At 39.0% G+C, this 21,192-nt stretch carries 20 protein-coding genes and 1 riboswitch; of the genes, 15 read left to right on the top strand and 5 right to left on the bottom strand.

Annotation, left to right across the window (positions count from 1 at the left end; all coding sequences use genetic code 11):
* Positions 1–273: 273 nt before the first annotated feature.
* The 3 genes from HMPREF2805_RS07770 to trkA all read right to left on the bottom strand — a co-directional run bounded on the left by HMPREF2805_RS07770 (position 274) and on the right by trkA (position 4,612).
* Complete coding sequence (locus tag HMPREF2805_RS07770; protein WP_075232049.1) at positions 274–966, bottom strand: CPBP family intramembrane glutamic endopeptidase; 693 nt, start codon at positions 964–966, stop codon at positions 274–276.
* An 853-nt stretch (positions 967–1,819) separates the two neighbouring features.
* Entirely contained in the window at positions 1,820–3,259 is a 1,440-nt protein-coding gene (locus tag HMPREF2805_RS07780; RefSeq protein ID WP_075232051.1) for a TrkH family potassium uptake protein, read from the bottom strand.
* A gap of 3 nt (positions 3,260–3,262) precedes the next feature.
* Positions 3,263–4,612 carry a Trk system potassium transporter TrkA gene (gene trkA / locus HMPREF2805_RS07785; RefSeq protein WP_000691699.1) on the bottom strand — a complete coding sequence of 450 codons (1,350 nt, stop codon included), beginning with the start codon at positions 4,610–4,612 and terminating at the stop codon, positions 3,263–3,265.
* 393 nt (positions 4,613–5,005) lie between these two features.
* Between trkA and HMPREF2805_RS07790 the strand changes: the two genes are divergently transcribed.
* The 13 genes from HMPREF2805_RS07790 (at position 5,006) to HMPREF2805_RS07850 (ending at position 15,581) form a co-directional block, all read left to right on the top strand.
* Positions 5,006–5,509, top strand: a complete 504-nt coding sequence (locus HMPREF2805_RS07790; protein ID WP_075232052.1) for a tRNA (cytidine(34)-2'-O)-methyltransferase — start codon at positions 5,006–5,008, stop codon at positions 5,507–5,509.
* A gap of 48 nt (positions 5,510–5,557) precedes the next feature.
* Positions 5,558–5,776, top strand: a riboswitch (FMN riboswitch).
* A gap of 157 nt (positions 5,777–5,933) precedes the next feature.
* A complete protein-coding gene (locus HMPREF2805_RS07795) occupies positions 5,934–6,497 on the top strand; it encodes an ECF transporter S component (RefSeq protein WP_000185852.1) in 564 nt (187 codons plus the stop codon).
* On the top strand, positions 6,487–7,137 hold the full coding sequence (locus HMPREF2805_RS07800; RefSeq protein WP_075232053.1) for a phosphatase PAP2 family protein: 651 nt from the start codon (positions 6,487–6,489) through the stop codon (positions 7,135–7,137). Before HMPREF2805_RS07795 ends, HMPREF2805_RS07800 begins: the two co-directional genes overlap by 11 nt.
* A 26-nt stretch (positions 7,138–7,163) precedes the next feature.
* Entirely contained in the window at positions 7,164–7,583 is a 420-nt protein-coding gene (locus HMPREF2805_RS07805) for a chromosome partitioning protein ParB (RefSeq protein WP_075232054.1), read from the top strand.
* Complete coding sequence (locus HMPREF2805_RS07810; RefSeq protein ID WP_075232084.1) at positions 7,558–8,043, top strand: GNAT family N-acetyltransferase; 486 nt, start codon at positions 7,558–7,560, stop codon at positions 8,041–8,043. The genes HMPREF2805_RS07805 and HMPREF2805_RS07810 overlap by 26 nt, the downstream gene beginning before the upstream one ends.
* Positions 8,044–8,275: 232 nt before the next feature.
* Complete coding sequence (rplK, locus tag HMPREF2805_RS07815; RefSeq protein ID WP_075232055.1) at positions 8,276–8,701, top strand: 50S ribosomal protein L11; 426 nt, start codon at positions 8,276–8,278, stop codon at positions 8,699–8,701.
* 96 nt (positions 8,702–8,797) lie between these two features.
* Entirely contained in the window at positions 8,798–9,487 is a 690-nt protein-coding gene (gene rplA / locus HMPREF2805_RS07820; protein WP_001085672.1) for a 50S ribosomal protein L1, read from the top strand.
* 205 nt (positions 9,488–9,692) lie between these two features.
* Positions 9,693–11,393, top strand: a complete 1,701-nt coding sequence (locus HMPREF2805_RS07825; protein WP_075232056.1) for an acetolactate synthase large subunit — start codon at positions 9,693–9,695, stop codon at positions 11,391–11,393.
* Positions 11,386–11,862, top strand: a complete 477-nt coding sequence (ilvN, locus tag HMPREF2805_RS07830; RefSeq protein ID WP_075232057.1) for an acetolactate synthase small subunit — start codon at positions 11,386–11,388, stop codon at positions 11,860–11,862. The genes HMPREF2805_RS07825 and ilvN overlap by 8 nt, the downstream gene beginning before the upstream one ends.
* Before the next feature lie 65 nt (positions 11,863–11,927).
* A complete protein-coding gene (ilvC, locus tag HMPREF2805_RS07835; RefSeq protein WP_000290683.1) occupies positions 11,928–12,950 on the top strand; it encodes a ketol-acid reductoisomerase in 1,023 nt (340 codons plus the stop codon).
* Positions 12,951–13,030: 80 nt separating this feature from the next.
* A complete protein-coding gene (gene ilvA / locus HMPREF2805_RS07840) occupies positions 13,031–14,281 on the top strand; it encodes a threonine ammonia-lyase IlvA (protein WP_075232058.1) in 1,251 nt (416 codons plus the stop codon).
* 82 nt (positions 14,282–14,363) lie between these two features.
* Complete coding sequence (locus HMPREF2805_RS07845; RefSeq protein WP_075232059.1) at positions 14,364–15,260, top strand: SPFH domain-containing protein; 897 nt, start codon at positions 14,364–14,366, stop codon at positions 15,258–15,260.
* 105 nt (positions 15,261–15,365) lie between these two features.
* Positions 15,366–15,581: a capsule biosynthesis transcriptional regulator gene (locus HMPREF2805_RS07850; protein WP_001140700.1), complete on the top strand. Its 216-nt coding sequence runs from the start codon at positions 15,366–15,368 to the stop codon at positions 15,579–15,581.
* Between the two features lie 360 nt (positions 15,582–15,941).
* Here the strand turns inward: HMPREF2805_RS07850 and HMPREF2805_RS07855 are convergent, their stop codons facing one another.
* On the bottom strand, positions 15,942–16,682 hold the full coding sequence (locus HMPREF2805_RS07855) for an amino acid ABC transporter ATP-binding protein (RefSeq protein WP_000081949.1): 741 nt from the start codon (positions 16,680–16,682) through the stop codon (positions 15,942–15,944).
* Entirely contained in the window at positions 16,682–18,247 is a 1,566-nt protein-coding gene (locus HMPREF2805_RS07860; protein WP_075232060.1) for an ABC transporter substrate-binding protein/permease, read from the bottom strand. Before HMPREF2805_RS07860 ends, HMPREF2805_RS07855 begins: the two co-directional genes overlap by 1 nt.
* 130 nt (positions 18,248–18,377) lie before the next feature.
* Between HMPREF2805_RS07860 and HMPREF2805_RS07865 the strand changes: the two genes are divergently transcribed.
* Together HMPREF2805_RS07865 and HMPREF2805_RS07870 are read left to right on the top strand one after the other, a co-directional pair.
* Positions 18,378–20,270 (top strand): DUF2207 domain-containing protein, encoded by a 1,893-nt coding sequence (locus HMPREF2805_RS07865; protein ID WP_075232061.1) that lies wholly within the window; start codon positions 18,378–18,380, stop codon positions 20,268–20,270.
* Positions 20,271–20,331: 61 nt separating this feature from the next.
* The gene (locus HMPREF2805_RS07870; protein WP_075232062.1) at positions 20,332–21,177 is read left to right on the top strand and encodes an undecaprenyl-diphosphate phosphatase; all 846 of its coding nucleotides are present in this window, start codon (positions 20,332–20,334) and stop codon (positions 21,175–21,177) included.
* The last annotated feature ends 15 nt before the right edge of the window (positions 21,178–21,192 follow it).

A 21,192-nucleotide genomic window follows, 5' to 3' on the forward strand; every position in this document is an offset into this window, starting at 1 on the left:
CAAGGGATATGATAAGGCCTAAAAGGCTTTAAAATGGCTATTTTAAAGGATTTCTTACATTTTTTTATAAGAATATTCACAAATATACATGTTAAGTTAACTTATTTTTATATTCTATAAAATTTATGCATAAAAATATTTTTAAAATTTTTTAAAAAAATTTTTGAGATAGTAGAAAAAGGTGGATTTTTTGAGGTGAAAAGTTTGTTGAAATAAAAAAATCCCTTAGACTGGAACGAAACATTCTAGTCTAAGGGAATGGATAGTTGGGTATTAGATACCGAAATTCTTCATAAAAATTGTGAAGAGTGCCAGTAAGATGAAGCTGATACTATTAAGTAGCATATGGACCGAGATAGACATTTCCAAACGTCGTGTACGATAAGCAGTCCAAGTGAGGACGGCAGACATCCAGCCATAAATCAAGAAGGAAGGGAGATTAGAAGGTCTGTGCGCAAGGAGGAAAATCAACCAACCAATGACATAGCCAAACTTTTCGTAGCCTTGGAAGAGTTTGGTAGGAATAATCCCGCGACAAATAATTTCTTCACAAATAGGTGCGATTAAAACGATGAGGAAGAAACTGCTAATCAGAGAGCTTTCAGAAATAAGGTTGTTAATTACTTGCTGATTAGAAGTTGTTGTTTGTTTTATGAGTTGTAGCCAGATGCCACCTACAAGATTTCCAACAAAGATTGTCAAATAACTCAAAACAATACGAGGGACATCATTAATCGCTAAGAGTTTAGGTTTAAATACCAGCAACTTGCTCTTATGGGCACCGAACAAAAAGATGGCGATGACAAGAATCGAAATAAGAGCTACGATAAGTGTTGACCAGATAGGATCGATCTGACTTAGTGCTAGTAGAGCTAGAGTTTGCATCGGGATTTGAGAGAGAAAGATAGCTACTAACAAAATCCCAAACCAAGCGAGTCGTTTACGAAAATCTTTAAAAAAGTTCATTGATATGTCTCCTAAAATTTTTATCTAATTATAGCACAATTGCTGAGAGGATTCTATTTGTTACCATAAGAGGAAGGTACAAACGACAAATAGAATATCCCGAATCAAATGACCGTAGAATGATACCTCCTGTCTCAAATTTTTTGGGAATAAAAAACTGAGAAATAGAGCACCAAGGCCAATATAAAAAGCAATCGATAAAATGGTGATTGGGTTACGTAGGAAGATTAAAATAGAAATGATGATGACGGAAAATCTCACTTCCTTACTACTGGAATTTTTTTGTAACCTTCTCCATTTTTTCAAGGGGAGAAAGGTAACGAGATCAACTCCAAAGAGAAAAAAGAAGGAGGGAAGGATGAGTTCTACAGCTTCTTTTTGAAGTAAGTTAACAGTGACGATACTCTCTGACAGAACAAGTCCAACCCCGCAGAGGTTGACCACAATCATCATACTATAAAATAAAAAGATAAAGCGACTCCTATCAATCAGTCTATCTCTTTTCAGGTTGTGACTAGATAAATAATGCATAAAGGCACAGGACCCAGATAAGCCCAATAAAGCCAGTAGAAAATAAAAACAGGATTGTTTGAGGGCCAGAGAGGTTCCAGAACAAAAGATACAACTACAAAATGCCAGTTGGATTAAGACAAAGAACAAGAGTAGTCGAATTGATTTCATGACTTTTTCCATAAAGTATCCCCTATATTTTTTTCTTATTATAGCTAAAAGATAGGAGAGAAAAATCCTTAAATTCCCAATTGTCGATTTTTAGAGCTGTCTTGTCTTTTGAAACGAAAAAATCCCCTTCAAGCTGTGTTTTGAAGGGAGATTAAATCTTAAGTTAATCCTTCTAACGTTTAGACCAAGTGCGCTTCATAAAGAGCAGTATGATTGGATAGATTTCAAGACGTCCTGCAATCATAGCAAAGGATAGTAGAAGTTTTGAAAATGGACTAAAAATTGAGAAACTTGAGGTGGTCCCTAGAATTGGACCGATATTGTTAAAGCAACTGAAAACGGCACTTGTGACAACCATTAAATTATTGGTATCTAAACTGACGATGAAAATCAAGCTGAGTAGAATCATGATATAAACCACAAAATACTTCAGAATCTTGTGCTGGGTATCCTTATCAACGACCGTTTGATTGACCTGGAGGGTTAAAACACGGTGAGGTGATATGGTAGACAAGACTTGATTTTTAGCAATTTTAGATAAGATGACTCCACGGATGACCTTGAGACCACCAGCGGTGGAGCCAGCAGAACCACCGATTGCCATCAGCATTAGCAAGATGTATTGAGAGAACAAAGGCCAGTTCGTGATATCTCCATATCCAAAACCGGTAGTGGTAATGATGTTAGATACTTGGAAGAAGGCCATCTCAAAGCTTTGAGAAACTCCGCTATAGAGGTGGAGCGTGTTAAGCGTGATTAGGCCAGTTGATATGGCTACAATCAAGAGATATGCTCGGAGTTCTTCATCAAAAAAGAATTCCTTGATACGACGGAGCATGAGGTAGTAGTAGAGATTGAAATTGACACCAAACATCAAAACCCCGACACTTGTCAGATAGGTAATGAGAGAACTGTGATAGTGGGCAATTCCGTCATTATAAACAGTAAAGCCACCAGTACCAGCAGTCCCCATAGCGATAACAAAACTATCGTAGAGTGGCATCCCAGCAAGGTAATAAATAACTACAAAGAGGGCAAACATAGCCAGGTAGAGGATGTAAAGGATTTGGGCTGTATTTTTTAGCTTAGACACAACCTTACCAAATACTGGTCCTGGAACCTCAGCCTTCATAACTTCTAGGTGACTATTTTTAGCATTGTCCATAATAGCTAGGGCAAAAACTAGCACCCCCATCCCTCCGATGAGGTGGGTAAAACTCCTCCAAAATAGAAGAGAACGACTTAAGACAGAAACATCATTTAAAATGGTTGCTCCCGTTGTTGTGAAGCCAGAACTAATCTCAAAGAAGGCGTCTATCATATTGGGAATTTGCCCTGAAAAGACAAAGGGAAGGGCACCAAAGAATGACCAGAGGATCCAACAGAGGGCTACAATTAAGACCCCTTCTTTTGCATAGATTCGCTGTTTTTTAGGCTTGCTGATGATTCCAAGAAGACCTAGAACAACAAGGATTCCGATGGTAGAGAAAAGAGCTGTAAAAACTTGACTCGATTCTCGATAATAAAGAGCAATGCTAACTGGAACTAAGAGTAGACCAGCCTCGATCAAGAGTAGCTTTGCAAGAAGAAATCGTACCATACTTCTATTCATAGCTTACCTCTCTAACAGATCATAAATCTTGGTGATATTTGATAGTAGTGTGATGACAACTAACTTGTCACCTACTTGAAGGCTATCTTCACCTGTTGGGAAGATTGTTTTTCCGTTGCGGATAATAGCAGCAATTAAAATATCTTTTTTGAGTTTCAATTGAGACAAGGGTTTGCCAGTCATTTTATTGGCTTCCTTGATGAGAAATTGAAGAGTCTCAATATGTCCATTTGCAAGGTGGTGCATCGCTTGAAGATCTGAATATTGGGCATTGGCACGACCGTGGATAAAGTGCATGATAGTATCTACAGCGATGGTTTTTGGTGTGATAATACTAGAAAACTCAGGTGCATGGATAATCTCTAAAAGGCTAGTTCGATTGACCTTGGTGATGTTTTTCTGAACACCAACACTATCTAAGAACATAGATGTAATAATGTTTTCTTCGTCAACGCCAGTTAGAGTTGCGACAGCATCGTAGTGTTGGGCGCTTTCTTCTAGGAGGATATCTTTTGCGGTTCCATCACCTTGCACAATATAGAGTTTTGGATATTTTTGACTGAAAAATGCTGCACGATCTGGATTAAGCTCAATGACCTTGGTATCAATACGGCTATCTTTCAAAATACCAACAAGGTAGTAAGCGATTTTTCCAGCTCCAATAATGAGTAAACTTTTAACGACACGAGATTTGACATAGTTATGAAAAAGCATCATGTCTACACGGTTACCTGTAACAAAGATCCGATCCTTATCTTGGAGGACCATATCCCCACTTGGAATCATGAGCTTATGATCGCGCTCAATGGCACAAACGATAACATTACCAAACTTTTTACGGAAATCAGCAATAGACATCTGACAAATATTACTATCAATTCGAACCTTGAATTCCATCAAACTAACCAAACCACCTGCAAAACGCTCAACAGAAAGAGCATTTGGGAAATCGATGATATTAGCGATAGCACGAGCTGCAAGGAGTTCTGGATTGACAATAAGAGAAAATCCGAGAATATTTTTTTCTTTAAAGTAAGGGTTGGAATACTCAGGATTGCGGACACGGACGATGGTTTCTTTAGCCCCCATCTTTTTAGCTAAGACAGCAGAGACCATATTGACCTCATCATACTGAGTCATAGCGATGAAAATATCGCAGTCTTGAACATTGGCAGCTTCTAGCATGGCAAAGTCAGCCCCATTACCAGCAATTCCAATAATGTCAAAACGGCTTGTCATATAATTAAGAACCGTTTCGTTCTGTTCAATTAAGACAACATCATGATTGTCAGCGACAAGTGAACGACAAAGGGCAGAACCAACTTTCCCCCCTCCGACAAGAATAATCTTCATATCAAATAACCTACTTTTTCAATATGTATCTATCATACTCTTTTTTAGAATAAAATGCACTCGGCAACCGACTCTTTTCATTATTAGGGTAGAAAATTGTCCCACTGATAATCTTACTTGTTAAAAATTTAAGATATAAATCAGCTATTTTCGTGTAATTCTAATGAATACATAAGCATTTTAAGCTAATGTAAATATGTTTGTAAAAAAATTGAAAAAATCAAGTCATTTCTATTGACAATCAAGCTGAAAGTGATATACTAAAACAGTAGTTTCGCTGATTTACTTCAAACCTGTTGTGAGGTAAGTTAACGACGCCTTAACCACGCTGTTTGCTGAGCTTGACTCCGGGCAGTGTGGCTATTTTTTTGCACTAGTGAGAGGAAACAAGGCATGACAAATCACATTGTATTATTTGAACCCCAGATTCCACAAAATACGGGTAATATTGCTCGTACTTGCGCAGCAACGAATGCGCCCCTTCATATTATCAAACCGATGGGTTTTCCTATTGATAATCGTAAGATGAAGCGGGCAGGTCTAGATTATTGGGACAAGCTTGAGATTCATTTTTATGATAGCTTGGCTGATTTTATGGGAAAAATGGATGGTCAGCTCTACCTGATTTCCAAGTTTGCAGAAAAAGTCTATTCAGATGCAGATTTCACGACAGAAGGAGATCACTATTTTCTCTTTGGACGTGAAGATAAGGGCTTGCCTGAGGAATTTATGCGTGAGCATCCAGAAAAGGCTCTCAGAATTCCGATGAATGATGAACATGTTCGTAGCCTGAATGTATCTAATACAGTATGTATGATTGTCTATGAGGCTCTCCGACAACAAAACTTTGTGGGCCTCGAACTGGTTCATACTTATGAAACAGATAAATTGAAATAAACACTTAGATAAAATGCTTGCGCTTGCAAGCTTTTTTTGTTATCATAAAGGGGTCTTCAGGGCTGGGTGAGATTCCCGACCGGCGGTGAATTTGACTAGCTATTTTAGCTTTCTCTTCGTTGTCTTGTCTCGATATACTTTAAGTATTATCTTCGACTGCGACGTCTAGATAAATCTAAAATATCTTAGCCAAATAAGTCCGCGAGCGCAAGCTGATGTGGTGAGATTCCACAACCGACAGTATAGTCTGGATGGGAGAAGACGAAAGAATGGCTTTGTCTATTCTAATTGATTTTTTATAGGTAAATTGCAACCGCTTGCTTAAACAGAGTGAGGGGAAACTTTTGGAATATAAAAATAAAGGATAGATAGAGGAATCCTTTCCAACTTCTTCTGATTTTATAGAAAATTGGAGGAACCTGTTATGACAAACACACGTCGACTTTCGACCATTGCAATTCTATCAGCGCTTTCATTTGTGTTGATGTACTTTGACTTTCCGCTTTTGCCAGCGGCATCCTTTTTGAGGATTGAGTTCAGTATTTTACCGGTCCTTGTGGGTTTGGTAGTCTTGGATTTACCAGCAGCTTTTGGAGTGCTTTTTCTTCGGTCCTTGTTGAAAATCCTTCTGAACAATCAAGGGGTTAGTACCTATATTGGTTTACCGATGAATATTGTTGCCTTGGGAGTCTTTGTGCTTGCTTTTGGTTTGATTTGGAAAAAAGAGCGAACAACCATGCGTTTCGTCCTAGCTTCACTAGCTGGTACGCTTGGTTTGACTCTAGCTATGCTAGTTTTGAACTACGTCTATGCTGTTCCTTTGTACGCTAAGTTTGCTAATTTTGATATTGAGAAAATCTTAGGATTGAGCAACTACCTGATGACTATGGTCTTGCCTTTTAATCTGATTGAAGGTATTATCTTTGCCATCTCTTTCTGGTTGTTGTTTGTCCTTTTGAAACCAACTTTAAAATACTATGAAAGATAAACAAACATATTTGATGAAGGGCTCTTTTGCCCTTTTGCTTTTTGTAATTTTAGGTTATATTGTCAAGTTTTACCCTAATATGCTGATTGGCTTTGATCAACCAATCCAGACTGCTATTCGAGGTGACTTACCTGCTTCCTTGACCGTTCTTTTCAGAACAATCACACATTTAATTGATATCCCAGTCATTATCACTTGGGTTCTCATTGTAGCTTTTATTTTTTACCGTAAGCAATGGAAACTGGAAAGTTATCTCATGCTGGGGAATTTGACTTTAGCTGGAATCTTAATCGTAACCTTTAAAAATATCTACCAACGACCTAGACCAGAAATAGTACATCTAGTAGAGGAAAAAGGTTTTTCTTTTCCTAGTGGACATTCTCTGGCAGTAACGATTATGGTTGGAACTTTGATTGTGATTTTGAGCCAACGGATTAAGAATACAGTCTGGAGAAAAGTAGTGCAAATCTTGCTAAGTCTATATCTCGTTAGTGTATTGGTATCCAGGGTCTATCTGGGAGTTCACTACCCATCAGATGTGATTGCTAGCCTTTGTGTAGGCCTAGGAGTTTTGTTTATGGAGTTTCCTTTCTATGATAAACTGCGTTTTCAATGGCGCTTTACAGGCAAGCAGAAGTGAGAATCAAACTTTTTTGAGGAGATAAAATGGAAGTCAACATAAAAGATCTTCATCCGACTCAACTATACTTATCAGAAAAGAAGTTACAAGATATCCAGATGCTTTATCAGTCGAAAGAAAAGCCCAATATCAATCCAATTAGCGTTCTTGCATTTGGAAATTGCTTCTTGATTACAGATGGCCATCACAGGGCTTATCAGGCTTTGTTGGTAGGCCAGGATACAATTTCTGCTGAGTTTGATAGAGATGGAGGTGACGAACTATATCATCTCTATGCGCAAGCTTGTGAGAAAAGAAAGATATACTCTGTTCTGGATTTAAAAAATTATATCTTACCTCAAGATGAGTATGAAGCAAAATGGTATAACTGGTGTGATGGTTTTAATCAAGCAGCGGAGCTAGTATTAGGAGTAGAAAATGATGACAAAAATCATTCAGATAGATGATTCCTTACGTTTAGTTCCCTATTTTTTAGCAGATCATCAGGATGTAGCTTTGGCCTGGTATCAAGATGTGGATTTGGTGGAACTTGTAGACGGTATTAGAATACCTTATAGTTCAGAAAAATTAAATGCTATGTATTCCTATTTAGAGAGTCACGGGGATTTGTTCTGGATTGAGTTTCGAGAAAAGGGAGAGTGGCTTCCGATTGGGGATGTCACCTTATCTCAGGAGAATCTTCCTATTGTGATTGGCAATCCGACTTATCAACATCAGGGACTTGGACGCAAGGTATTGAAGATTTTGATTGATCTAGCTCGACAAAGGGGATGGAAAGAATTAAAAGTTCAGGAAATCTATGATTTCAATCATGCCTCCAGACGATGTTTTGAGTCCCTTGGATTTGTGGAGAGCGGAAGTACTGAAAAAGGGACAAGCCTGCTCTTAAAGCTGGACTCCTACTAAACTTTATTATTTTTTATTAATCGCTCAAAACAGAGCGGTTGTTTGTTTGTAGTTCAGGACTCTTTCACGAAAGAAATGATAGTCAAATTCAGTAATAAAATTTCTCTAAAAATAAAATTTTTCTCTTGCATTTTTTTTAAAATAGTGTATAATAGATGGGTATGCGTAAAGCATACTTGTGGGAGGTAAAAATCTCTAAATTACCGCCAAAACCACAAAGGAGGATTTAAAAATGGCTAAAAAAGTCGAAAAACTTGTAAAATTGCAAATCCCTGCTGGTAAAGCTACACCAGCTCCACCGGTTGGACCTGCTCTTGGTCAAGCTGGTATCAACATCATGGGATTCACAAAAGAGTTCAACGCTCGTACTGCTGACCAAGCTGGTATGATCATTCCAGTTGTTATCTCAGTTTACGAAGATAAATCATTTACTTTCATCACTAAAACACCACCAGCTGCTGTTCTTTTGAAAAAAGCTGCAGGTGTTGAAAAAGGATCAGGTACACCTAACAAAACTAAAGTTGCTACAGTTACTCGTGCACAAGTACAAGAAATTGCAGAAACTAAAATGCCAGATTTGAACGCTGCAAACATTGAGGCTGCAATGCGTATGATCGAAGGTACTGCTCGTTCTATGGGATTCACTGTTGTTGACTAATCAATAACATCCCTATATAACCCGCAAGACTTCATCATTTCGAGAAGTGACGTGGGAGATGAAAATCGATTGAACCACTTACAAGGAGAATAGAAAATGGCTAAAAAAAGCAAACAACTTCGTGCTGCTCTTGAGAAGATCGACAGCACAAAAGCATACAGCGTAGAAGAAGCTGTAGCTCTTGCAAAAGAAACTAACTTTGCAAAATTTGATGCAACTGTAGAAGTTGCTTACAACTTGAACATTGACGTTAAAAAAGCTGACCAACAAATCCGTGGAGCAATGGTATTGCCAAACGGTACTGGTAAAACAGCTCGCGTTCTTGTATTTGCACGTGGTGCAAAAGCTGAAGAAGCAAAAGCTGCTGGTGCAGACTTCGTTGGTGAAGATGACCTTGTTGCTAAAATCAACGACGGTTGGTTGGACTTCGACGTAGTTATCGCTACACCTGACATGATGGCTCTTGTTGGACGTCTTGGACGTGTCCTTGGACCTCGTAACTTGATGCCAAACCCTAAAACTGGTACTGTAACAATGGATGTTGCTAAAGCAGTTGAAGAGTCTAAAGGTGGTAAAATCACTTACCGTGCAGACCGTGCAGGTATCGTACAAGCAATCATCGGTAAAGTTTCATTTGAAGCTGACAAGTTGGTTGAAAACTTCAAAGCATTCAACGAAACAATCCAAAAAGCTAAACCAGCTACTGCTAAAGGAACTTACGTAACAAGCTTGACAATCACAACTACTCAAGGTGTTGGTATCAAGGTTGACGTTAACTCACTTTAATTAGTAAAGAATCAAAAGGTTGGGACATTTTGTCTCAACCTTTTTTCTATTCAAAAAATATAAATACGTATAAACTTTCTAATCTATTTGATATTGTAAAGTATCTAGATAGAAAATTCAGAAAATTTGCTCTTTTCTCTTGAAAATTTTTGAAAAAATGGTATCATAGTAACAAGCTATTTTTAAGAGAAGAGAAAGGGGAACGATGGAGAAAATCATTTTAGACTCACCTAAGACGGGATCGGATCTTGTTTTGGAAACACTTCGCGACTTAGGAATCAACACGATTTTTGGTTATCCTGGTGGAGCAGTACTTCCTTTATATGATGCTATTTATAATTTTAAGGGAATCCGCCATATTTTAGGTCGCCATGAGCAGGGTTGTCTTCACGAAGCTGAAGGTTATGCTAAGTCAACAGGAAAACTGGGTGTTGCAGTCGTCACAAGCGGACCAGGAGCTACAAATGCCATTACAGGGATCGCAGATGCTATGAGCGATAGTGTTCCCCTTTTGGTCTTCACAGGACAAGTTGCAAGAGCAGGAATCGGTAAGGATGCTTTTCAAGAAGCTGATATCGTTGGTATCACCATGCCAATCACTAAGTACAATTATCAGGTTCGAGAAACTGCGGATATTCCACGAATTATTACAGAAGCTGTGCATATTGCGACTACAGGTCGTCCAGGGCCAGTCGTCATTGACCTACCAAAAGATGTTTCTGCGCTTGAGACAGACTTCATTTACTCTCCAGAGATAGATTTACCAAGTTATCAGCCAACACTTGAGCCAAATGATATGCAAATCAAGAAAATCTTGAAGCAATTGTCTAAGGCTAAAAAACCAGTCTTGCTAGCTGGGGGTGGGATTAGTTACGCTGAGGCTGCAGCAGAGTTAAATGAATTTGCAGAGCGTTATCAAATTCCAGTTGTGACAAGTCTTTTGGGACAGGGAACAATTGCAACTAGCCATCCACTGTTTTTGGGAATGGGCGGAATGCATGGTTCCTTTGCAGCAAATATTGCCATGACTGAGGCTGATTTTATGATTTCTATTGGTTGCCGCTTTGATGACCGTTTGACTGGAAATCCTAAAACCTTTGCTAAGAATGCAAAAGTAGCGCATATCGATATCGATCCAGCAGAGATTGGTAAGATTATCGCAGTTGATATTCCAGTTGTCGGTGATGCGAAAAAGGCTTTGCAGCAGTTACTAACTGAGCCAATCGTTCGTAACAATACTGAAAAGTGGATTGAAAAAGTTACCAAAGATAAGAATCGTGTTCGTTCTTATGATAAGAAAGAACGTGTGGTTCAACCTCAAGCAGTTATTGAACGCGTCGGTGAGTTGACCAATGGCGATGCCATTGTCGTAACAGACGTTGGACAACACCAGATGTGGACGGCTCAATACTATCCTTACCAAAACGAGCGTCAATTGGTAACATCAGGTGGTCTAGGAACCATGGGATTCGGAGTCCCAGCAGCTATTGGTGCTAAGATTGCTAATCCAGATAAAGAAGTTGTTCTCTTTGTCGGAGATGGAGGTTTCCAGATGACCAATCAGGAATTGGCAATCTTAAATATTTACAAGATTCCAATCAAGGTCATCATGCTTAATAACCATTCACTTGGGATGGTTCGTCAATGGCAAGAAGCCTTTTACGATGGTCGAACATCAGAGTCAGTCTTTGATAGCCTTCCAGATTTCCAATTGATGGCTCAAGCCTATGGAATTAAGAATTATAAGTTTGATAATCCTGAAACTCTTGAGAAGGATTTGGAAGTCATCATGGAAGATGAACCAATGTTTATTGAAGTAGACATTTCTCGGAAAGAACATGTTTTACCGATGGTACCAGCTGGTAAGAGTAATCATGAGATGTTGGGGGTGAAGTTTAATGCGTAGAATGTTAACAGCCAAACTTCAAAACCGTTCAGGTGTTCTCAATCGCTTCACAGGAGTCTTATCGAGACGTCAAGTCAATATTGAAAGCATTTCTGTGGGGGCAACGGAAAATCCTAATGTATCACGAATTACCATTATCATCGATGTTGCATCACATGATGAAGTTGAGCAAATCATCAAACAACTGAATCGTCAGATTGATGTGATTCGCATTCGTGATATCACGGATCAGCCCCACTTAGAACGAGAAGTAATTCTTATAAAGGTTTCAGCGCCTGCTGAAAAGCGTGCAGAAATTTTGGCTATTATCCAACCTTTCCGTGCAACGGTAGTCGATGTAGCTCCAGGATCCATTACCATTCAGATGACTGGGAATGCAGAGAAGAGTGAAGCCTTGATTCGAGTCATTCGACCTTACGGTATTAAAAATATCGCTCGTACGGGTGCAACTGGATTTACCCGCGACTAAAAATCCAACTTAAATTTGTTAAACTAGCCTAACAGGCAATAAAAATAGAAAAGAGAGAAAAAACTATGGCAGTTCAAATGGAATACGAAAAAGATGTAAAAGTAGCAGCACTTGACGGTAAAAAAATCGCCGTTATTGGTTATGGTTCACAAGGACATGCGCACGCTCAAAACTTGCGTGATTCAGGTCGCGATGTGATCATTGGTGTACGTCCAGGTAAATCTTTTGATAAAGCAAAAGAAGATGGTTTTGACACTTACACAGTAGCAGAAGCAACTAAATTGGCTGATGTTATCATGATCTTGGCACCAGATGAAATCCAACAAGAATTGTACGAAGCAGAAATTGCTCCAAACTTGGAAGCTGGAAATGCTGTTGGATTTGCACATGGTTTCAACATTCACTTCGAATTCATCAAAGTTCCTGCAGATGTTGATGTCTTTATGTGTGCTCCTAAAGGACCAGGACACTTGGTACGTCGTACTTACGAAGAAGGATTTGGTGTTCCAGCACTTTACGCTGTCTACCAAGATGCAACAGGAAATGCCAAAAACATCGCTATGGACTGGTGTAAAGGTGTTGGTGCAGCGCGTGTAGGTCTTCTTGAAACAACATACAAGGAAGAAACTGAAGAAGATTTGTTTGGTGAACAAGCTGTACTTTGTGGTGGTTTGACTGCCCTTATTGAAGCAGGTTTCGAAGTCTTGACAGAAGCAGGATATGCTCCAGAATTGGCTTACTTTGAAGTTCTTCACGAAATGAAATTGATCGTTGACTTGATTTACGAAGGTGGATTCAAGAAAATGCGTCAATCAATTTCAAACACTGCTGAATATGGTGACTATGTTTCAGGACCACGTGTGATTACTGAGCAAGTTAAAGAAAACATGAAAGCTGTCTTGGCAGACATCCAAAATGGTAAATTTGCAAATGACTTTGTCAATGACTACAAAGCTGGACGTCCAAAATTGACTGCCTACCGTGAACAAGCAGCTAACCTTGAAATTGAAAAAGTTGGTGCAGAATTGCGTAAAGCAATGCCTTTCGTTGGTAAAAACGACGACGATGCATTCAAGATCTACAACTAATTTTTAAGAATATAAACAGAAGGCGAGTTGGGGGGAACCTAACTCGCTTTTTATCTTGAAAACTCAGCTAGGAGGAGATTATGCTAAGTGCAAAAGATGTGGTGAAAGCCCACAAGGTTTTGAGTGGTGTAGTAGCCAATACACCACTTGACTACGATCATTATTTATCCGAAAAATACGGAGCGAAAATTTATCTTAAGAAGGAAAACGCTCAACGTGTCCGTTCTTTTAAAATTCGTGGGGCTTATTACGCTATTTCCCAATTGACAAAAGAGGAACGTGAACGTGGTGTAGTGTGTGCTTCAGCGGGAAATCACGCTCAAGGAGTTGCCTACACATGTAATGAGATGAAGATCCCTGCAACAATCTTTATGCCAATTACGACACCTCAACAGAAAATTGGTCAGGTCCGTTTCTTTGGAGGAGATTTTGTGACGATCAAATTAGTAGGGGATACTTTTGATGCTTCAGCCAAGGCTGCTCAAGACTTTACCGTGGCTGAAAATCGTACTTTTATTGATCCCTTTGATGATCCCTATGTTCAAGCTGGTCAGGGTACGGTAGCCTATGAAATTTTAGAAGAAGCTCGTAAAGAATCTATTGATTTTGATACCGTCTTGGTACCTGTTGGAGGCGGAGGCCTCATTTCAGGTGTTTCTACTTATATTAAAGAAACAAATCCTCAAATTGAGGTCATTGGAGTCGAGGCTGAAGGTGCTCGTTCTATGAAGGCTGCCTTTGAAGCTGGGGGACCAGTTAAACTTAAAGAAATTGATAAATTTGCGGATGGGATTGCAGTGCAAAAAGTAGGGCAGTTGACCTATGAAGCAACACGAAAAAATGTTGAAACTCTTATCGGTGTAGATGAAGGCTTGATTTCTGAGACCTTAATTGATCTTTATTCTAAACAAGGAATTGTAGCTGAACCTGCGGGTGCTGCTAGTGTTGCAGCCTTGGAAGTATTATCAGATTATATTAAGGGCAAGACCATTTGTTGTATCATTTCTGGAGGGAATAATGACATCAACCGTATGCCAGAGATGGAAGAACGTGCCTTGATTTATGATGGTATCAAGCATTACTTTGTAGTGAATTTCCCACAACGTCCGGGAGCACTTCGAGAGTTTGTAAATGATATCTTAGGACCTCATGATGATATTACTCGTTTTGAATATATCAAACGAGCTAGCAAGGGAACTGGTCCAGTACTAATAGGGATCGCACTTGCTGATAAACATGATTATGCGGGCTTGATTCATAGGATGGAAAAATTTGACCCATCTTATATTAATTTGAATGGGAATGAGACCCTATATAATATGCTTGTTTAATATGCTATGAAATTTTTATCATATTATTTGCCTAACCTATTTACTAGTGCTATAATGTAAGTGAAGAAAGGGGGAGATTCCCATGGTTTTAAAACTTATACTTGTTCTAATTATTCTAATGCTTATTGTAGGAGCTATATTAATGAGCTCAATCTATGTTGTTCGACAACAATCAGTGGCTATCATTGAACGATTTGGTAAGTATCAAAAATTGAGTAATAGTGGTATTCACCTAAGAGCACCATTTGGGATTGATAAAATTGCAGCTCGTGTACAACTGCGTCTCTTGCAAAGTGAAATCGTTGTGGAAACCAAGACTCAAGATAACGTATTTGTGACGATGAATGTTGCAACACAGTACCGAGTAAATGAACAAAATGTTACAGATGCTTACTATAAACTAATGAGACCTGAGGCTCAAATCAAATCTTACATTGAAGATGCATTGCGCTCATCAGTTCCTAAGTTAACTTTGGATGAATTGTTTGAGAAAAAGGATGAAATTGCATTAGAAGTTCAAAAACAAGTAGCGGAAGAAATGTCAACGTATGGGTACATTATCGTCAAAACGCTCATTACCAAAGTAGAGCCGGATGCGGAAGTCAAGCAATCGATGAATGAAATCAATGCTGCTCAACGTAAGAGAGTAGCAGCACAAGAATTGGCCGAAGCAGATAAAATTAAGATCGTAACAGCGGCCGAAGCAGAGGCAGAAAAGGATCGCCTACATGGTGTGGGGATCGCAGAGCAACGAAAAGCAATTGTTGATGGACTTGCTGATTCTATTAAAGAGTTAAAAGGAGCCAATGTTGAATTAACTGAAGAGCAAATCATGTCAATCTTGTTAACTAACCAGTATTTAGATACATTGAATAATTTTGCAGAAAAACAAGGTAATAATACAATTTTCTTACCAGCAAATCCTAACGGAGTTGAAGATATACGAACCCATATATTATCGGCTTTAAAAGCCAAGTAAACCAAATCTTAACGTCTTATTTGATTGGATATATGTTTTTTTATTGACAAATGCTTTAAAAACGTATACAATTAAATATCGTAAAGAATAAAATAGGAGAAAAACATGGCTAAGACTAACTTTGAAAAAGTAGAATCAGTTGTTAGCTGGGTTCGTGATAAGAAAATCACTGGTTATCGTATTTCTAAAGAAACGAATGCACGTGAAATGTCTATCATTGCTCTAGCTCAAGGACGTGCAAAAGTTAAAAATATTTCCTTTGAAACAGCCCTTGGATTAATTGATTTCTATGAAAAAAATCATGAAAAATTTGAAGATTAATCTTTGGATATTAGCAGACTCTAATTAGGGTCTGCTTTTATTTATGGAACGGCGAAATAGCCATGCTATGACCTGCTCAACAAATCTATTTGTTAGAATGAACTAGATTGACAGGGAGCTGAGTGGTCTCACTCATGAAAATCAAATAAAAGATTAGGAATATAGCTACAAGCAATACTTTCTCAGGAAACAGAAGAAGGGATAAAAGTGATTTTTAAAGTATATAAAAAGAGGTCGGGATAAAAAATTCCGACCTTGCTTTTTATATTCTTATGTTCATGAGCCTTTGACTCAATGGTGATTGGGGATTGAATAGGAAAACAACTCTTAGTTTAAGAGGTGTTTTCAACCGCTTTTGTCTTATCCTAAATAGCGTTGTAAAAATTCTCTTGTACGTTCCTCTTTAGGATTTGTAAATAAATCTTCAGGTTTGCCTTCTTCTGCAATAACACCTTTGTCCATAAAGATGACACGGTGTGATACGTCACGAGCAAATTCCATTTCGTGGGTTACAACGATCATTGTCAAGCCTTCTTGAGCTAGTTCTTGCATGATTTTTAGAACTTCACCGACCATTTCAGGGTCAAGGGCTGAAGTTGGCTCATCAAAGAGAATGGCATCAGGGTTCATAGAAAGTGCGCGAGCAATGGCGACACGTTGCTTTTGACCACCTGAAAGTTGCTTAGGTTTAGCTTGCCAGTAGCGCTCTCCCATTCCAACTTTTTCAAGGTTTTCTTTAGCAATTTTCTCTGCTTCTGATCGTTCACGTTTGAGAACGGTTGTCTGTGCAACAATCGTATTTTCAAGAACATTGAGATTTTCAAAGAGGTTAAAGGACTGGAAGACCATACCTAGTTTTTCACGATAGTGAGTGAGATTATAGCCTTTTTCAAGTACGTTTTCACCGTGATAAAGGATCTCACCTTCAGTTGGTGTTTCGAGAAGGTTGATAGAACGTAGGAAGGTTGACTTACCACTACCGGAACTACCGATGATAGAAATCACTTCTCCTTTATGAATAGTGAGAGAGATGTCTTTTAGGACCTCGTTTTGCCCGTAGGATTTTTTGAGGTGTTTGATTTCAAGGATTGGTTGACTCATTATTTCAAATCCTCCGTTTGCATTTGGTTAGCACCTGTCGTGTAGGTATCCATGTCCATACGTTTTTCGATGAAGCGTAGGATACGCGTTACTGTGAAGGTGAGGACAAAGTAGATAACTGCTATGATGGTAAAGGTTTGGAAGTACTGGTAGGTTTGTGTTGCTACTGTATTTCCTGAGAAGTAAAGTTCTACTACAGAGATAACGTTCAATACAGAAGTATCTTTGATGTTGATGACGAACTCATTACCAGTTGCTGGTAGAATATTTCGAACAACTTGAGGCAAAACAATCTTACGCATGGTCTGGTTATGAGTCATACCAAGTGCAGTTGCCGCTTCAAATTGTCCCTTATCAACAGACAAAATACCACCACGAACAATTTCAGTCATGTAGGCACCAGTGTTGATTGAAACGATAAAGATAGCAGCTAGCGTACGGTCTAGGTTGATCCCGAAAGCTTGGGCAGTTCCATAGTAGATAACCATAGATTGTACAATCATAGGTGTTCCACGGAAAATTTCAATATAGATATTGAGAATCCAACCGATTAGTTTTTGGATTCCAAAGATAAACTGGTTTTCAGATAGAGGTGCAGTACGGAAAACACCGATAGCAAGACCGATAGCGAGACCAACGATGGTACCGATAATTGAAATGAGAAGGGTAATACCAGCACCACGCAAGAGTTGTTGCCAGTTTTCAGTTAGAATTTTAGCGACTTGGCCAAAGAAATTACTGTTGCTTTCTTCTGTAGTTGTAGATTCTGCTGGTTGCTCTTTGATCATACGATCCATGAGAGCAACTTGTTCATCTTTAGAAATGGTTTCAATACTGGCATTGATTTGGCTGATACGTTCGTCGTCTTTACGAAGACCGATAGCGATAGAGGTATCCTCTTCTCCAGTTTTAAAACCAGGTTCAGGCTGAATCATTTTGAACTTAGCGTTTGCTGATTCGGCAGTTAGGGCTTCTGGTCGTTCAGAAACATAGGCATCAATGACACCAGCTTCAAGAGCTTGACGCATTTGAGCAAAATCTCCCATGGCAGTTTCCTTCTGAGCGCCTGAGATTTGTGAAATCAAATCATAAAGGTAAACACCTTGTTGAGAAGTGATTTTTGCTCCGCTAAAGTCATCTAATGATTTGGCGTTAGCATAGGCAGAATCCTTTTTGACCAAAAGCACTGGTTCGCTAGTATAGTAGCTGCTTGAAAATGCAATTTCTTGTTTGCGTTCAGCAGTTGGGCTCATACCTGCGATGATCATATCAATCTTACCAGAAGTAAGGGCTGGAACAAGTCCTTCCCACTTGGTTTTAACAACCAAGGGCTCTTTACCTAGGTCCTTAGCAATCTTTTTAGCTATTTGGACGTCGTAACCATTAGCATATTGGTTGGTTCCATCGATTTTGACAGCGCCGTTACTGTCGTCATCTTGAGTCCAGTTAAAAGGTGCGTAGGCTGCCTCCATACCGATGCGTAAATATTCATCGGCTTGGACCTGGCTAACTAGTCCTAAAGTAAGGGCCAGGCTAGCAAGGATAGTTAAGCATAATTTTTTCATGATTTCTCCTATCTCTAGTCTAAAATTGCTTCTCTCTATTGTATCGAAAAAGCGGAACTTTTTCAATCTTAGTAAACCCTTACTTGTAAAAAAATGATATAATGAGAAAAAGGTCAAAAGAGGCTATATTATGAAAAAAAAATGGTTAATAGTATTTATATTTACTTGTCTGATAATTGTTCCAAAATTGGTTTTTGCCGTGGATTATAGCATTCCATCCTATAAAGGAGAACTGTATATTCATGCAGACAATACAGCGGAATTTAGGCAGAAGATAGTTTACCAGTTTGAGGATGATTTTAATGGCCAAATCGTGGGACTTGGTCGTGCAGGCAAGATGCCTAGCGGGTTTGAAATTGATCCTCATCCAAAGGTTGAGGCCTCGAAAAATGGTGCTGAACTGACAGATGTTACTAGCGAAGTGACAGAAGAAACGAATGGTTATACTGTTAAAGTCTATAATCCAGGTCAGGAAGGGGACAGGGTCGAAGTGGAACTTACCTGGAAATTGAAAAATCTTCTTTTCTTATATGATGATATTGCTGAATTAAATTGGCAACCTCTGACAGATAGTTCAGAATCTATTGAAAAATTTGAGTTTCATGTGACGGGAGATAATGGGGCCGAAGAACTCTTTTTCCACACAGGGCAACTCTATAGAGAGGGAAGGATTGAACAGAGTGGTCATGACTATGCGATTCGTTTCGACAATCTTCCGTCTAAGCGCGGAGTTGAGTTGCATGCCTACTGGCCTCGAACTGATTTTGCTAGCGCTACAGATCAGGGCTTAAAAGGGAATCGTTTAGAAGAGTTTAATAAGATAGAAGAGTCGATTGTTAGAGAAAAAGAGCAGAGTAAACAACTCGTTACTTGGGTGTTTCCTTCAATACTTTCCATCTCCTTGTTATTGAGTATCTGCTTCTATTTTATTTATAGAAGAAAAACCACTCCTTCAGTCAAATATGCCAAAAATCATCGTCTCTATGAACCGCCGATGGAATTAGAGCCTATGGTTTTATCTGAAGCTGTTTACTCTACTTCCTTGGAGGAAGTGAGTCCTCTAACCAAAGGAGCAGGTAAATTCACCTTTGACCAACTTATTCAAGCTACCTTGCTAGATGTGATAGACCGTGGGAATATCTCTATTATTTCAGAAGGAGATGCAGTTGGCTTGAAGCTGGTAAAAGAAGATGGCTTGGCAAGCTTTGAGAGGACCTGTCTAAATCTGGCCTTTTCAGGTAAAAAAGAAGTTGCTGTTTCCGATTTGTTTGCAGATTATAAGGTATCTGAGAGCCTTTACCGTGGAGCGAAAGCTACTGAAGAAAAACGGATTCAAACAAAAGGCCGTAAGCTCAAATATTCTTTTGAAAGAGCATTGAAACAGATGCAAGAAGGAGTGAAGGACCGAGTCGCTTTCTTGGGGCTGCCAGCTTATTATCGTCCCTTGACTAGCGGGGAAAAGGTCTTGCAAGTGAGTATGGGTGTTTCTACTATTTTCCCACTAATCATCGGATTTGGTTTGTTCTTGTACAGCTTGGACGTTCATGGCTATCTTTATTTCCCCTTGCCAATACTTGGCTTAATAGGTTTAGTTTTGGCTGCTTTCTACTATTGGAAGATTCGACTAGATAATCGTGATGGTGTTCTAAATGAAGCAGGAGCGGAAGTCTATTATCTCTGGACCAGTTTTGAAAATATGTTACGTGAGATTGCACAACTGGATCAAGTAGAATTAGAAAGTATTGTTGTCTGGAATCGCCTATTGGTGTATGCAACCTTGTTTGGATATGCTGACAAGGTTAGCCATTTGATGAAGGTTCATCAGATCCAAGTTGAAAACCCAGATCTCAATCTCTATGTAGCCTATGGCTGGCACAGTATGTTTTATCATTCAACAGCGCAAATGAGCCATTATGCCAGTGTCGCAAATACGGCAAGTACTTACTCAGTATCTTCTAGTAGTGGAAGTTCTGGTGGTGGATTCTCTGGAGGCGGTGGTGGCGGCAGCATCGGTGCCTTTTAAAGAAAACTAAACACAGCTTATAAAAGTATGATATAATGGAGGATAGAAAAAGGAGTTATCTATGTATCTTATTGAAATTTTAAAATCTATCTTTTTTGGTATTGTTGAAGGAATTACGGAATGGTTGCCGATTTCAAGTACAGGTCACTTGATCCTAGCAGAAGAGTTTGTCCAGTATAAAGACCAGAGTGAAGCCTTCATGTCTATGTTTAACGTAGTTATTCAACTGGGAGCTATTTTAGCGGTTATGGTTATCTACTTTAACAAGCTTAATCCCTTCAAACCTGGTAAGGATAAGGTGCAAGTCCGTAAAACTTGGCAGTTATGGTCCAAAGTTTTTGTAGCGACTCTTCCTCTTCTTTTAGTCTTTAAGTTTGATGATTGGTTTGATACTCACTTCCATAATATGGTTTCAGTAGCCATTATGTTGATTGTTTATGGGGTTGCCTTTATTTATCTTGAAAAACGCAACAAAGCGCAAGCAATTGAGCCAACAGTCACAGAGCTAGACAAGTTGCCTTATAAAACGGCCCTCTATATCGGACTTTTCCAAGTCTTGGCCCTTCTACCAGGGACTAGCCGTTCCGGAGCAACTATCGTAGGTGGTTTGTTGAATGGGACTAGTCGTTCGGTGGTAACTGAGTTTACCTTCTATCTAGGAATTCCAGTTATGTTTGGAGCTAGTGCTTTGAAGATTTTTAAATTTATCAAAGCGGGAGAAGTGCTGAGTTTTGGTCAATTCTTCTTGCTCTTGGTAGCAATGGTAGTGGCTTTTGCAGTCAGCATGGTTGCCATTCGTTTCTTGACCAGCTATGTAAAAAAACACGACTTTACAATGTTTGGAAAATACCGTATTGTCCTAGGTAGTGTGTTGCTACTTTATAGCTTTGTTCGATTATTTGTATAAGAAAAAGCCTTGAGG

This window comes from Streptococcus sp. HMSC034E03 (genome assembly GCF_001811505.1).
Classification (GTDB): Bacteria; Bacillota; Bacilli; order Lactobacillales; family Streptococcaceae; genus Streptococcus.

Bases quoted from the DNA above. Each gene is read 5' to 3' on its own strand.
- HMPREF2805_RS07770 (WP_075232049.1), bottom strand. From the start codon at position 966: ATGAACTTTTTTAAAGATTTTCGTAAACGACTCGCTTGGTTTGGGATT.
- HMPREF2805_RS07780 (WP_075232051.1), bottom strand. From the start codon at position 3,259: ATGAATAGAAGTATGGTACGATTTCTTCTTGCAAAGCTACTCTTGATC.
- trkA (WP_000691699.1), bottom strand. From the start codon at position 4,612: ATGAAGATTATTCTTGTCGGAGGGGGGAAAGTTGGTTCTGCCCTTTGT.
- HMPREF2805_RS07790 (WP_075232052.1), top strand. From the start codon at position 5,006: ATGACAAATCACATTGTATTATTTGAACCCCAGATTCCACAAAATACG.
- HMPREF2805_RS07795 (WP_000185852.1), top strand. From the start codon at position 5,934: ATGACAAACACACGTCGACTTTCGACCATTGCAATTCTATCAGCGCTT.
- HMPREF2805_RS07800 (WP_075232053.1), top strand. From the start codon at position 6,487: ATGAAAGATAAACAAACATATTTGATGAAGGGCTCTTTTGCCCTTTTG.
- HMPREF2805_RS07805 (WP_075232054.1), top strand. From the start codon at position 7,164: ATGGAAGTCAACATAAAAGATCTTCATCCGACTCAACTATACTTATCA.
- HMPREF2805_RS07810 (WP_075232084.1), top strand. From the start codon at position 7,558: ATGACAAAAATCATTCAGATAGATGATTCCTTACGTTTAGTTCCCTAT.
- rplK (WP_075232055.1), top strand. From the start codon at position 8,276: ATGGCTAAAAAAGTCGAAAAACTTGTAAAATTGCAAATCCCTGCTGGT.
- rplA (WP_001085672.1), top strand. From the start codon at position 8,798: ATGGCTAAAAAAAGCAAACAACTTCGTGCTGCTCTTGAGAAGATCGAC.
- HMPREF2805_RS07825 (WP_075232056.1), top strand. From the start codon at position 9,693: ATGGAGAAAATCATTTTAGACTCACCTAAGACGGGATCGGATCTTGTT.
- ilvN (WP_075232057.1), top strand. From the start codon at position 11,386: ATGCGTAGAATGTTAACAGCCAAACTTCAAAACCGTTCAGGTGTTCTC.
- ilvC (WP_000290683.1), top strand. From the start codon at position 11,928: ATGGCAGTTCAAATGGAATACGAAAAAGATGTAAAAGTAGCAGCACTT.
- ilvA (WP_075232058.1), top strand. From the start codon at position 13,031: ATGCTAAGTGCAAAAGATGTGGTGAAAGCCCACAAGGTTTTGAGTGGT.
- HMPREF2805_RS07845 (WP_075232059.1), top strand. From the start codon at position 14,364: ATGGTTTTAAAACTTATACTTGTTCTAATTATTCTAATGCTTATTGTA.
- HMPREF2805_RS07850 (WP_001140700.1), top strand. From the start codon at position 15,366: ATGGCTAAGACTAACTTTGAAAAAGTAGAATCAGTTGTTAGCTGGGTT.
- HMPREF2805_RS07855 (WP_000081949.1), bottom strand. From the start codon at position 16,682: ATGAGTCAACCAATCCTTGAAATCAAACACCTCAAAAAATCCTACGGG.
- HMPREF2805_RS07860 (WP_075232060.1), bottom strand. From the start codon at position 18,247: ATGAAAAAATTATGCTTAACTATCCTTGCTAGCCTGGCCCTTACTTTA.
- HMPREF2805_RS07865 (WP_075232061.1), top strand. From the start codon at position 18,378: ATGAAAAAAAAATGGTTAATAGTATTTATATTTACTTGTCTGATAATT.
- HMPREF2805_RS07870 (WP_075232062.1), top strand. From the start codon at position 20,332: ATGTATCTTATTGAAATTTTAAAATCTATCTTTTTTGGTATTGTTGAA.